The sequence below is a fragment of the Yersinia kristensenii genome (genome assembly GCF_900460525.1).
Taxonomy (GTDB): Bacteria; Pseudomonadota; Gammaproteobacteria; order Enterobacterales; family Enterobacteriaceae; genus Yersinia; species Yersinia kristensenii.
The window spans coordinates 915780-928583 of sequence record NZ_UHIY01000001.1; the positions used below are offsets into that span (position 1 = coordinate 915780).

Sequence of the window (12804 nt, forward strand, 5' to 3'; positions counted from 1 at the left end):
GCCGCCCAAGATAGCGGGATGCTTATTAGTATAGCGCCGCTCCTCTATGGCAAGCAGATGCGCCATAAAATGCGCCCCGCTTCACAGACTGCGAAACCACAAAAATCATGCGATAAGCTTACCGTTATAGTTTGGCTAATAACTCAGTGGTAAAGAATTAGAAAAATCGGGCTGTAGTAGTGATAAGGTACAGAGGCTGCTGGCAGAAAGTGCCAATGCATTTATTTGCGTAATCAGCAGTGGAAAACCATACTTGCCGGGAAGAGGTTGGAGGAGAGCAACGTGCAACGCGAACAAGTTTTAAGCTGTGCGCTCAATCTGTTAGAACAGAAAGGGCTGGCAAATACTACGCTGGAAATGCTGGCAAAAGAAGTCTCCGTCGAAGTCAGTGATCTGGCCCGTTTCTGGCCAGACCGCGAAGCATTGCTGTACGATTGCCTGCGCTACCATGGTCAGCAGATCGATACCTGGCGGCGTCAATTGCAGCTGGATGAGACATTATCGCCGAAACAAAAGCTACTGGCGCGCTATCAAACACTCAGTGAACAAGTCCAAAACCAGCGCTATCCCGGTTGCCTGTTTATTGCGGCCTGTAGCTTCTATCCCGAGGATGCCCACCCTATCCACCAATTGGCGGAGCAGCAAAAAGAAGCCTCGCTGCACTATACGCTGGAATTGCTAAGAGAGATGGAGGCTGATGATGCCGAGATGGTCGCCCAGCAAATGGAGTTGATTTTGGAAGGTTGCCTGAGCAAGTTGCTGGTAAAACGCCAACTGGTCGATGTTGAAGTCGCTAAACGCCTGGCAGAAGATGTATTGGAAGTCGCTCAATGCCGAAAAAATGGTGCATTGAGCTAAGCGGCGTGGGGGTAAAATTTTAGGCCAATTTGTGAAGACTTTTCCTTTTTTGCCTGAAAAGAGAGCGATCAACACAGTTTTAGTGGTTTTAAGCTATAAATTCGTTGACGATCAGCGGCCAATACGGTTTAATGCGCCCCGTTGCCCGGATAGCTCAGTCGGTAGAGCAGGGGATTGAAAATCCCCGTGTCCTTGGTTCGATTCCGAGTCCGGGCACCACTATTTAAAGAAACCAGCTTAACGGCTGGTTTTTTGCTTTTTCGCCGTCCAGCCATGAATCAGTAACGACTGGAAGAAGCGCTGTGGCGGATTAAAACCGGACGCGGCGATTAACTGCTCGGTTTGTTCCGGAGCCAATAACAACAAACGCTCACGCAACTGCGCTTTGATTTCTTGTGCATCACGCTCAGTGTTGCTGGCAACAGAATGCATTGCTGCCCACATCGCCATTTTTTCATCAAAATCATCAGCTTGCATATCTCCGGCAATTTCAGCCGCGATCATTCTTCCACCTGGAGCCAACTGAGCGTTCATCTGTGAATAAATTCCCAGACGCTGAGCATCCTGAATAAAATGGATGACTAACAAACACAGGGCGACATCATAGTCACCACTGACGGGCACATCATCCAGATAGCCTTCAATTAGGGTGCATCGGTTGCTAAGGCCTTCGCGTTGCAATTTCTCAGCACAGATAGCGAGCATATCAGGCGAAGGATCGACACCGGTGAAGTGCCAGCCGGGATGCTGGGTAACAGCAATACCGACCAGTTCCGACGCCTTACGCGGGTTTGAGTGAGCGGAATTGAAATAATCTTCAACCGCCAAAGTATTAGCTCCGATCGCCCCCATACCAACACCGGAGGTGATGATCAGTGGTCGCTGCGATCCTTTCAGCGCTGCACCCATGGCCTCGATCGCCTGTCGGTCTCTTGCACAATTCGCCACAAAAGTGAAAAAGTCGTGGTTGAAAGCGGTGTGGATCACCGCGTCCGCTAAATCCGCGCCACGTTGTAAACTATTAAAATCTTCAATATCGCCAAGATGTGCCTCGACACCTGCGGCGGCAAGCGAATCTGCGCCCTGTTGACTTCGTGTCAGCCCAAGAACCTGATGCCCAGCGGCTGACAGTTCACGGACCACGGCTGTACCAATAAAACCGGTCGCGGGTTATTGGTTGTTCGCCAAGACAACATCGATGAGCCATAACATCAACATTTCACACTTTTATATAAATGATTATCATTTGTAAAAAGAATTATTATGTTTAAGATGATTATCACAACTTATTCTTCCTCCCTGTTCTGAGAAAAAAGTGCCTGCTTTCGAAAAGTATTATACTGAATTATATCGATTTATTAATCGGAAGCTGCGCAACCGCGATCATGCGGAGGACTTGGCCCAAGAAACTTTTATTCGGGCGTTGACGGTACCCCTGCCGATTCGCTCTCACCGCAGTTTGCTGTATCGCATCGCCCGCAATTTGCTGATTGACCACTACCGCCGCCCCGATACTCATATTCATGAACCCTCGGAAGAAGCCGATGAGTCAGATTTTGCTGCTCCGTCTTATCTTCAACCTTACGAATTAATTGAAGAAAGTCAGTATAATGCTTTAATGACCCAAACTATTGAGGCTCTGCCTCCCCGCTGCCGTGAAGCTTTTATCCTGCATCGATTTGATGGATTGTCACAAAAAGAGGTCGCCAGCCAGATGGGAATATCCATCAATATGGTCGAGAAGCATATTATTCGAGCAATGCTGGCTTGCCGAGTGAGTAACGAAAGTTGGCAGCAACAAGAATGGCGCGACAAGAAAGTCGGCAAAAAAAGTGAGGATGATCGCCATGAATAACAGCAATGATCAGTATTTGGTGGCAGACGAGCAAGCATTACACTGGCTAACAAAACAACAAAATAGATTATCAGCCCGTGAGCAGCGACAGTTTGAAGAGTGGTTATTGCAGGGCGAAAATGCGGCTCGTTATCAGCAAATGGAGCAACTTTGGCAAACTGTTGGCCAGTTGCCAAAAGAGAACATTGCACAACTGCGTAGCTCCTTGCCGAGTAAAGCTTCCCCTGCCACTCAATCCTTTTTCCGGCGCTGGTCGCCGTTCTCCGCAGCACCGCGGTTATTAGGGCCGCTATTATTAGGGCTAATGTTATTGGTGCTGATTTGGCCCGCTAGCCAGTGGCTTGCTCCTCCATCAATGACCGCGTTGGTTCAAACCGCACGTGGAGAAACCAAACAGCTGACTCTTCCTGACGGCACCTTGCTCACTCTTGATGCGGATACCCAACTACAAGTTGCTTATTATCCCCAGCGCCGAGAAGTGACCATGAGTAAGGGCCAGGCCTATTTTCAAGTCCGCCATCTTGCTGATCAGCCTTTTATTGTGCTGAGCGGGCCGTCACGTTTGACGGTTTTAGGCACCGAGTTTGGCGTTCGCTATATTCCGCATTCGATGAGCGGCAACGGTGTGGCAGTTGAAGTCAGCAGCGGTGCGGTGCGTGTTGGGCAGCGCACCTGGTGGGAAAATACCTTCTGGCGCGCGATGGCTAAGCTGCGGTTTGCCACGGAGGACAGCCACATACTGGTGTTACGCGCCTCCCAGCGGGCAATAAGTGATGTCAACGGCAAGCTGACTCGCCAGCCATCAGCTACCACCGGAGTTATCGCGGATTGGCGGCAATCACGGGTCGTTTTCGATAGTACACCGCTAGATTTGGCCTTAGCCGAGTTCGCCCGCTACGGCGACATGCCTTACCGCCTCGGGGACAGTAAAGTAGCGGCAATGCGTATCAGTGGGAGTTTTGATGTGCACCGTATTGATAGCTTTGTTCATGTACTGCCGAAAGTCCTCCCGGTGAAACTCACGACTCAGTCGGGCAAAACGCAAATACAGGCGCGTTGAACGCCAGAAAAAAGATAAAAATATTTTTAGCGCGACGTCAGGGTTTTGGCATCAGCCTCGTCTTCAGAAAGATAATGATTCTTATTTCTTTTTTTTCTGGGGAAAATTGCATGACTCTTTTTACGCTTTATCAGAGTGCTCGCGTGAGGTCCGGTATGGCAGCCGTCACGTTGGGCGTCTTTTCACCGATGGTAATGAGTGCTGCCACGTTGTCAGTTTCGCTACCAGCCCAGCCATTAATCGCCTCACTCAATGCCGTGGCACAGCAGAACGGCGTACAACTGATCGTGACGCCGGAATTGGTGGCACAGAAAACGGCTCCCGCACTGCAAGGCAATATGACTCTCCAGATGGCATTGCAGAGGCTATTAAGCGGCAGCGGTCTGAGCTTTAATATAGAAAATGGCACGGTGATTATCACGCGCCTGTCGGCCTCCGCCGATACCCTGACAGTGACTGCGCAATCTGGGGCTAACAGCACAGTGCCGCAGCAAAGCAACTCCGCCACCAAAACCGATACGCCGCTGCTAAAAGTGCCTCAGTCTGTTTCGGTCATTACCCGCGAACGTATGGACCAACAAAATGTGCAAAGTGTTACAGAAGCGCTGCGCTATGTTCCGGGTGTCAAAACTGAAACCTACGGTGTTGACCCCAAAGGTTATGATTGGATTTACATTCGCGGATTCAATGCTCTGACCACCAATGATTATCGCGACGGTTTACGCCAACTCAATAATAGTTATAGCTATTTCCGCACTGAGCCTTATGCCCTCGAACGTATTGATATTGTCCGTGGCCCGTCATCGACCCTGTTTGGTCTTGGCGATGCTGGCGGTATTGTTAACCGCATCAGCAAGCAACCATCGGCGAAGAGCGTGCATGAGGTAGAAACCGAGTTAGGTAACTTTAATCGCCGACAAGTGCGGTTTGATACCACTGATAAAATTGATGATGATGGCCATTATCTCTATCGCCTGATCGGAGTCGCCCGTGACAGTGATACCCAATTTAAGTATCACAATGGGCCGAGTGTGGAGGATAACCGCGTCTATCTGGCCCCGTCATTAACCTGGTTGCCTAATGCCGATACCAGTTTGACCCTCCGAGCAGATTATCTACGGGACACCTCTGGCGGCACGGTTGCAGTGCTGACTAAGCCAGGCGGCATAGTGACCGACACACTGCTTGGCGATTACAGCTACAACCACTTCCAGCAAGAACAGTTCACCGTAGGTTATGAGTTAAATCATCAAGTTAATGATGTTGTCCAGGTTCGCCAGAATGTGCGTTATGGGCAGACAGACACCATTTTGAATAACTTGTTACCGGGCGCAATTGATTTTGATAAAGGCACTGTATCGCGCAACGCAATCCGCTTTGACGAGCATATGAGAGCTTTTAACATTGATAACCAGTTGCAGGCGGATTTTGCTACCGCCTCCATTGAGCATACTTTGTTAGTCGGCCTTGATTACAGCCGTATGGAGGGGAATGCGAAGCGCTTTGGCGCGGCGGCCCCTGCGCTGAATATTTATCACCCGGTTTATGGTTTGCCAATTGCTGACCCTACCTATGCCCTGAACAATAATGACCAAACCACTGCGCAGTTGGGCCTGTATATGCAGGATCAAATATCGCTAACGCCGAAGTGGCTGGTAACACTGGGCGGGCGTCATGATGATGTGAGCATGAGCACGGTTAATAATCTGAAAACCACCACCAGTTGGGTAGACAAAGGGGTATGGACTGGGCGCGCGGGCTTAACCTACCTCGCTGATAATGGGCTTGCGCCTTATATCAGCTACGCCGAATCTTTCGTCCCCAACAGCGGCGTGGACAGCAAAAACCACACCTTTGATCCGAGTGAAGCGCATCAATATGAAATAGGTGTTAAATATCAGCCAGATAGCAATCTGTTGATGACCCTTGCCGCATTCGATATTACCAAAACCAACGTGCTGACTAATGAAATAGTCAACAATGTCGCGACCGGTTATCTGGTGGCCGCGGGAGAAGTGAATTCGCGCGGTATTGAAGCAGAAACGACCATGAAACTGACGCAAAATCTGGATTTACTGGCGTCCTATACCTACACCAGCACCGAAATCACCAAAAGTAACAATGGCGATCGTGGCAAGCAGCAGGCCAATGTTCCTAAACATATGGCATCAACCTGGCTGAGCTATGGGTTCCATCAGGGGATTTTTGATGGTTTGCAGCTCAGTTCTGGTGTGCGCTATGTCGGTAGCATGTATGGTGACAACGCCAATACCATTGAGGTCAAGAATTTCGCGCTGGTTGATGCTGGAGCCAAATACCAGGTAAATCAGCATGTTGCCGTAGGCTTCAATGTCCAGAACCTGTTAAACCACAGCTATGTGGGAACCTGCGATGACGCCACCAGCTGTTATCCGGGGCAAGAGCGCACCTTTGTCGGTTCGCTAAAATATAGCTTCTGATGAAAAACATGCACTTAAGCCGTCGTCATTGTTTGAAAATATTATTGGCACTGCCATTAATAAATTCATCTTTGGCGATGGCTGCGCCCTCTAATAAACGTATCGTCGCGATTAACTGGCTGGCAGCAGAAACCCTGCTGTCGCTGGGTATCGTTCCATTGGCCGTTTCCGATAGTGAATATTTTCGTCGGCGTATTAACACGCCCCCGTTACCCGAGGGCGTGTTAGACATTGGGCCGTTCTGGGAACCTAACATTGAGCTGTTGAGCGCGCTCAAACCTTCTTTGATTTTCAGTGATTTCCTTGCTCCGGCCTTGCTGGATAACCTACGCCGCGTAGCCACAGTGCAGGTGGTGAGCGTCTATCCGTCGGTTATTGATGTCTGGCAAGGGCTGACTCAGTTTACCGCCCAATTAGGGCAGCAATTGCAAATCGAAAGCGCTGCGGCGCGGTTCATACAAGAAGCCAGTACCGCGATAGAGCACTGTCGCCAGCAGTTGAGCCACATAAAAAGCCAGCGCATTTTGGTGGTGGTTCGCAGTCAGGATGGTCAATATGCCACGGTTTATGGCCGTAATAGTTTGGCAGATGCAGTATTACATCAGCTAGGGATGAGCAACGCCTGGATACAGCCGGTCAGCGCCATGGGCACGGCCAATGTGGGTATCGAGAAACTGGCGTCATTGCCGGTCGATAAACTGCTCTATACCGAGCTTCCCACCACATTGACACAGGTTTCGCGCCTGCGCCAAGCCGACGGATTGTGGCAGCGATTACCACTGGTGGCACAGAATAAAACGCGGGAAATGAGTCATATTTTCCCCTTTGGTGGTTTGGCAACAGCGGTCAATTTGGCGCAAAACATTACCGCGGCTATTCTGGAGTCTCATCCATCATGACTAAGCCGCGCCCTCCTTATGTCCTTTGGCTTATCACGCTGATATTACTGCTGATAGGCATGACTTTACTGGCGATGAATCTCGCTCGAATCAAATCCACCAATGTTCCTTCGGCCATTAACCTGGTGCTGCAATACAGCTTCCTGCCCCGGCTAACCATCAGTGTTTTGGCGGGGATGGCGCTGGCGCTGGCTGGCCTGCTGTTTCAGCAGGTGCTACGCAACACATTGGCAGAACCAGCCACTCTGGGGATTGCGGCTGGAGCCAATCTGGCAATGTCAGCCAGTGTGATTCTCTGCCCGGCATTGCTGGTTCTCGGGCTAACTAATTTGGCATTAATTGGCGCAACACTCACCGCCATTTTGCTCTATTTGTTGGTGGTCAAACAGGGGATTGCGCCTTTAAGAGTCATTCTGGTTGGCATGGTGATCAGTCTGTATGGCAATTCAGTCAATACCGTGCTGGTGTTGTTCAATCATGATTATCTCAGTGATCTGTTTAGCTGGCAGGCGGGGTCACTGAACCAGAGCGGCTGGCAATCGGTGCAACTTTTGTGGTTACCCGTGCTTATCCTGATGGGGCTGAGCGGCTTGCTCGCCAGGCCGTTGATGTTAATTGGGCTGTCTGATGACAGTGCCAGCACCTTAGGTGTTTCAGTAGTAAAAATCCGACTTGCCGCTTTGGCCATTGCCGTCGCACTCAGTGCGCTGGTGACCAGTAAAGTGGGCATTATTGGTTTTATCGGTCTGGCCGCGCCCGCTTTAGTCAGGTTAAGCGGGGTTCGGCGCTTCTCGCATCAATTAATTTGTGCGCCTCTGTTTGGCGCGTTATTGCTGACCGCCGTCGACCAGTTGGCACAGTTTATCTCCCCGGCGGGAGGGGATTTACCGACCGGGGCATTATCCGGCTTACTCAGTGCGCCCGTCATGCTGATGCTGCTGTTACGCCAACGCAATGCGCAACTTTCACCCGCACCGCAGGGCAATCTCCCCGACAGGAAACTCACGGCATCACATGTGTCGCTGCTGATATTGATGTTATTGTTTGGCATCGTGATGTCATTGCTGGTCAACCGAACACCTGAAAATTCAGACATATGGCAACTGCTGCAATGGCGATGGCCGCGCATACTGGGCGCATTTAGCGCTGGGGCCATGTTGGCGGTGGCCGGGGTACTCATTCAGCGCCAAAGCAGGAACCCGTTGGCCAGCCCTGAACTATTGGGTATCAGCAGCGGGGCGTCTCTAGCCGTGGTGCTGGTGGTGATTATTTTCAATCAGCCGCTCTCACTGCTTTTCCCCGCCGCACTGGCAGGCAGTGTGCTGGCAACTCTGCTGTTGTTTATGTTCGGACTGCGTTCTCAGTTTCAACCACAAACTATGGTGTTAGTCGGTTTGTGTCTGACCAATCTGAGTATGGCACTGAGTATGTTGCTGCTGATGAGTGGCGATCCCCGCGCCATGACACTACTGAATTGGAGCACCGGTTCCACTACCGGGATCACGGCCCAACGAGCATTATGGGCAATGGGCCAAGCACTGCTGTTGATCCCGTTGGCACTCTTGCTACAGCGCTGGGTCACGTTATTGAGTCTTGGCCAAGCTACCGCGCGAACCCTCGGCGTTGGCTTGCGGCGCAGTAATATGCTGATTTTATTGCTGGCAGCAGCGTTGACCGCCGCAGGCACATTGCTCATCGGCCCGCTCAGTTTTATTGGGCTAATCGCCCCGCAATTAGCACGTTATAGCGGTGCATACCATTTTCGCTCGCAATGTCTGCTATCGGCTTTATTCGGCGGGTTGTTGATGGTGATTGCCGATTGGCTAGGGCGCAATTTGGCATGGCCGTGGCCAATTTCAGCAGGGTTACTCTCGGCACTGATCGGCGCGCCGTGGTTCTTATATTTACTGGCGAAGTCTGGCAGGACATAAACACGGGATAACAAAAGCCTGTCATCATCGCCCTGACATGGACTGGCACAAGAATGCCCCGCGCGAGGGTGACAGCATTGGCAGCAAAGCTGTCACCTGTTTTTCATAAATAGCGCCATTGAGGTGAATATTCTCACTGGGCGGATATATCTAAATAACTATACGCAATAAGGGATTAGCACGAATACACCAGCAAATCCTGACTAATGGCGATAAAACTGTAAATGCGAATGATTTCCATCTTTAGGAGCTATACATGTCTTTGAAAGGTAAAGTGGCGCTGGTTACTGGCGCAGGGCAAGGGATAGGTAGAAGTATTGCGCTTCGATTGGCCCATGATGGGGCTGATATTGCATTGGTTGATTTAAATGATGAAAAAACCAAAGTCGTAGCGGATGAGATTCGCGCCTTAGGCCGTAAAAGTGTCACTTTTAATGCTGATGTCAGTGTCCGTGATCAGGTTTTCGCAGCGGTTGATTACGCGGAGAAAGAACTCGGTGGTTTCGATATTATGGTGAACAATGCCGGTATCAGCCAAACCAAAAGCCTGCTGAACGTGACACAGGAAGAAGTCGAAAAAATATTTAGAATCAACGTACAAGGTACACTTTGGGGCATTCAAGCCGCAGCAACAAAATTTAAAGCTCGCCAGCAGAAAGGTAAAATTATCAATGCTTCTTCCATTGCGGGTCATGAGGGTTTTGCCCTGTTAGGGATTTACTCCGCCACCAAATTCAGTGTTCGCGCACTGACCCAAGCGGCAGCAAAAGAGTTGGCTAGCTTCGGCATTACCGTGAATGCCTATTGCCCCGGTGTTGTCGGGACGGATATGTGGGTTGAAATTGATAAAAAAATGGCCGAAGAAACCGGTGCGCCGATTGGTGCAACCTATAAAAAATATGTGGATGGCATTGCCCTTGGCCGAGCAGAAACACCGGAGGATGTCGCAGCCTTTGTTTCATACCTCGCTGGGCCTGATTCAGACTATATGACCGGACAAGCCCCCCTCATCGATGGCGGCTTACTCTTCAGATAAGCCAAATTGCCCGATTAAACAACAATAGAACCCGCCATTGGTGGGTTTTGTTGTTTCTGCCGCTCTGGTTTTTATCACATAGTCTGCTATGGAATCATCTCATCCAGTCAGCCTGTTATGAACCTTGATTGACTGCCAGATCACGGATTAGCTCGCAAAGTAAAAATGAATTAACAATAAATATGTCTTGGTGTAACATTCGTTATGACTGATAATACTTATCACATTGATATTGGTTATCATTACCATAACGGTTATATGGATAAACAGTTGAACAAAACCCCCATCAAGAACGACGCGCCCGCAGCCATACATCCCGCGGGCAGTAAGCCGCTGTCTATCACCAGCGAACAACTGCTGGGAGAACACGGTGTCGCTTTTATTGTCCATCAGGGTGAATGTTATCAGCTACGCCAAACCAAGGCTGGAAAACTGATATTAACCAAATAACATCCCGATATACCTAAGCTTCTCGGTGTTATGACATCGAAGCTGAAGATATTAATGCAAGCCACCCAGATTTTCTAATCAAGGCAGCCAGCAAACTATCTATTTGTTTTTGCATATTATTTTGCATAGAGAATATGGAGAATTGCCGACATGCCTCGTTTCACTTCTGACCGTTTCCGTTGGTCCCCACTCAGTTTGGCAATCGCTTGCACCTTGCCTTTTGCTGCGCAAGCGGCTGATCCTACAGCCACTCAAACCAACAGCAAAAGACACGCCACTGACACCATGGTCGTCACCGCGACCGGTAATGAGCGCAGCAGTTTTGAAGCGCCGATGATGGTGACGGTGATTGAAGCCAACACTCCCACCAGTGAAACCGCCACCTCCGCCGCAGATATGCTGCGTAAAATTCCGGGGTTGACGGTGACCGGCAGCGGGCGCGTTAACGGGCAGGATGTGACATTGCGCGGCTACGGCAAACAGGGCGTCCTCACCTTAGTTGATGGCATTCGTCAAGGCACTGATACTGGACACTTAAACTCCACTTTCCTTGACCCTGCGCTGGTCAAACGGGTTGAAGTGGTGCGTGGCCCATCCGCCCTGCTGTATGGCAGCGGTGCATTGGGCGGAGTTATCGCCTATGAAACCGTCGACGCCGCTGATTTGCTGCTACCGGGTAAAAATACCGGTTATCGTGTTTACAGTTCTGCCGCTACCGGCGATCACAGCTTCGGGCTGGGTGCCAGTGCCTACGGCCGCACCGATGATGTCGATGGCATTCTCTCCTTCGGCACCCGCGATATTGGTAATATCCGCCAAAGCGACGGTTTTAATGCCCCAAATGACGAAACTATCAGTAATGTCATGGCAAAAGGCACCTGGCGCATTGACCAGATTCAGTCGTTGAGTGCCAATCTGCGTTATTACAACAACAGCGCACTAGAGCCGAAAAACCCCCAAACCAGCGCAGCGTCCAGCGCTAACGTCATGACAAATCGCTCTACAATTCAACGTGATGCCCAACTTAAATACAACATTAAGCCCCTTGAACAAGAATGGCTGAATGCCACGGCGCAGGTTTACTATTCCGAAGTGGAAATCAATGCTCGCCCACGGGGAACCCCAGAAGAGGGACGCAAGCAGACCACCAATGGCGGCAAGCTGGAAAACCGCACCCGCCTGTTTACTGATAGCTTTGCATCACATTTACTGACTTATGGCACTGAAGCTTATAAACAAGAGCAAACGCCGGGCGGTGCAACGACAAGTTTCCCACAAGCGGATATTCGCTTTGGCTCCGGCTGGCTGCAAGATGAAATCACCTTACGTGACCTGCCAGTGTCTATTTTGGCCGGCACCCGTTATGACAACTATAGCGGCAGCAGTGAAGGCTACGCCGATGTTGATGCTGACAAATGGTCATCGCGCGGGGCCATGACGGTGACACCAACAGACTGGCTGATGCTGTTTGGTTCGTATGCGCAAGCTTTCCGTGCGCCCACTATGGGCGAAATGTACAACGATTCCAGACACTTCCCGGGTAACTATTGGGTACCGAACCCCAATCTGAAACCAGAAACTAACGAAACTCAGGAATATGGTTTTGGTCTGCGCTTTAACGACCTGCTGATGGCCGAAGATGACCTGCAATTCAAAGCCAGTTACTTCGACACCAATGCTAAAGACTACATCGATATCAAAGTTAATCGGTCAACAACCTCATCAATCAATATTGACCGGGCAAAAATCTGGGGCTGGGATGCCACTATGAGCTACAAAACCGCCCTGTTTAACTGGGATCTGGCCTATAACCGCACCCGGGGTAAAAATCAGGATACCAATAAATGGCTCGAATCCATTAACCCGGATACGGTCACCAGCACCCTGGATGTTCCGGTGGCTAACAGCGGTTTCGCCGTGGGCTGGATTGCCACCTTTGCTGACCGCTCTCAGCCATTAAGTTCCGGCAAACGTCAGGCCGGCTATGGCGTCAATGATTTCTATGTCAGCTATAAAGGTCGAGAGCAACTGAAAGGTGTGACCACTACCGTGGTGTTGGGTAACGCATTTGAAAAAGAGTATTACGCGCCACAAGGTGTGCCGCAAGATGGCCGTAACGCAAAACTCTTCGTGAGCTATCAGTGGTAATTGATTGAAAAAGTTAGTCTGAAATAACACTTCCGGTAATTCAATTGGCGAATTACCGGATTATCATTCTTATCTATCATCTGCATATAAAAAATCAATAGAATGAGG

10 protein-coding genes and 1 tRNA gene are annotated in these 12804 nt (G+C 50.2%); 10 read left to right on the forward strand and 1 reads right to left on the reverse strand.

The features are described from left to right. Positions 1–282: 282 nt before the first annotated feature. A complete protein-coding gene (locus DX162_RS04260; RefSeq protein ID WP_004391814.1) occupies positions 283–858 on the forward strand; it encodes a transcriptional regulator in 576 nt (191 codons plus the stop codon). Between the two features lie 143 nt (positions 859–1001). Beyond that, positions 1002–1077: transfer RNA gene (locus DX162_RS04265), tRNA-Phe, on the forward strand. A gap of 18 nt (positions 1078–1095) precedes the next feature. Here DX162_RS04265 and DX162_RS04270 read toward each other — a convergent pair. Further along, the gene (locus DX162_RS04270) at positions 1096–2013 is read right to left on the reverse strand and encodes a class I SAM-dependent methyltransferase (protein WP_080548334.1); all 918 of its coding nucleotides are present in this window, start codon (positions 2011–2013) and stop codon (positions 1096–1098) included. 160 nt (positions 2014–2173) lie between these two features. On the opposite strand from DX162_RS04270, the gene DX162_RS04275 reads away from it, so the two are divergent. The 8 genes from DX162_RS04275 to DX162_RS04310 all read left to right on the forward strand — a co-directional run bounded on the left by DX162_RS04275 (position 2174) and on the right by DX162_RS04310 (position 12696). Further along, the gene (locus tag DX162_RS04275; RefSeq protein WP_004391812.1) at positions 2174–2713 is read left to right on the forward strand and encodes an RNA polymerase sigma factor; all 540 of its coding nucleotides are present in this window, start codon (positions 2174–2176) and stop codon (positions 2711–2713) included. Further along, on the forward strand, positions 2706–3773 hold the full coding sequence (locus DX162_RS04280; protein WP_032820421.1) for a FecR family protein: 1068 nt from the start codon (positions 2706–2708) through the stop codon (positions 3771–3773). Before DX162_RS04275 ends, DX162_RS04280 begins: the two co-directional genes overlap by 8 nt. Before the next feature lie 110 nt (positions 3774–3883). Next, on the forward strand, positions 3884–6232 hold the full coding sequence (locus DX162_RS04285; RefSeq protein ID WP_071777659.1) for a TonB-dependent siderophore receptor: 2349 nt from the start codon (positions 3884–3886) through the stop codon (positions 6230–6232). 8 nt (positions 6233–6240) lie between these two features. Beyond that, positions 6241–7131, forward strand: coding sequence for an ABC transporter substrate-binding protein (locus DX162_RS04290; protein WP_032820442.1), 891 nt, complete (start codon positions 6241–6243; stop codon positions 7129–7131). Beyond that, entirely contained in the window at positions 7128–9062 is a 1935-nt protein-coding gene (fhuB, locus tag DX162_RS04295) for a Fe(3+)-hydroxamate ABC transporter permease FhuB (protein ID WP_032820419.1), read from the forward strand. Before DX162_RS04290 ends, fhuB begins: the two co-directional genes overlap by 4 nt. A 256-nt stretch (positions 9063–9318) precedes the next feature. After that, positions 9319–10098: an acetoin reductase gene (locus tag DX162_RS04300; RefSeq protein WP_004391808.1), complete on the forward strand. Its 780-nt coding sequence runs from the start codon at positions 9319–9321 to the stop codon at positions 10096–10098. Between the two features lie 258 nt (positions 10099–10356). After that, complete coding sequence (gene hemP / locus DX162_RS04305) at positions 10357–10548, forward strand: hemin uptake protein HemP (protein ID WP_151430476.1); 192 nt, start codon at positions 10357–10359, stop codon at positions 10546–10548. Positions 10549–10698: 150 nt separating this feature from the next. Further along, positions 10699–12696, forward strand: a complete 1998-nt coding sequence (locus tag DX162_RS04310) for a TonB-dependent hemoglobin/transferrin/lactoferrin family receptor (protein WP_004391806.1) — start codon at positions 10699–10701, stop codon at positions 12694–12696. Positions 12697–12804: the final 108 nt, after the last annotated feature.

Coding starts and splice junctions, on each gene's coding strand:
- DX162_RS04280 (WP_032820421.1), top strand. CDS start 2,706: ATGAATAACAGCAATGATCAGTATTTGGTGGCAGACGAGCAAGCATTA.
- DX162_RS04285 (WP_071777659.1), top strand. CDS start 3,884: ATGACTCTTTTTACGCTTTATCAGAGTGCTCGCGTGAGGTCCGGTATG.
- DX162_RS04290 (WP_032820442.1), top strand. CDS start 6,241: ATGCACTTAAGCCGTCGTCATTGTTTGAAAATATTATTGGCACTGCCA.
- fhuB (WP_032820419.1), top strand. CDS start 7,128: ATGACTAAGCCGCGCCCTCCTTATGTCCTTTGGCTTATCACGCTGATA.
- DX162_RS04300 (WP_004391808.1), top strand. CDS start 9,319: ATGTCTTTGAAAGGTAAAGTGGCGCTGGTTACTGGCGCAGGGCAAGGG.
- hemP (WP_151430476.1), top strand. CDS start 10,357: ATGGATAAACAGTTGAACAAAACCCCCATCAAGAACGACGCGCCCGCA.
- DX162_RS04310 (WP_004391806.1), top strand. CDS start 10,699: ATGCCTCGTTTCACTTCTGACCGTTTCCGTTGGTCCCCACTCAGTTTG.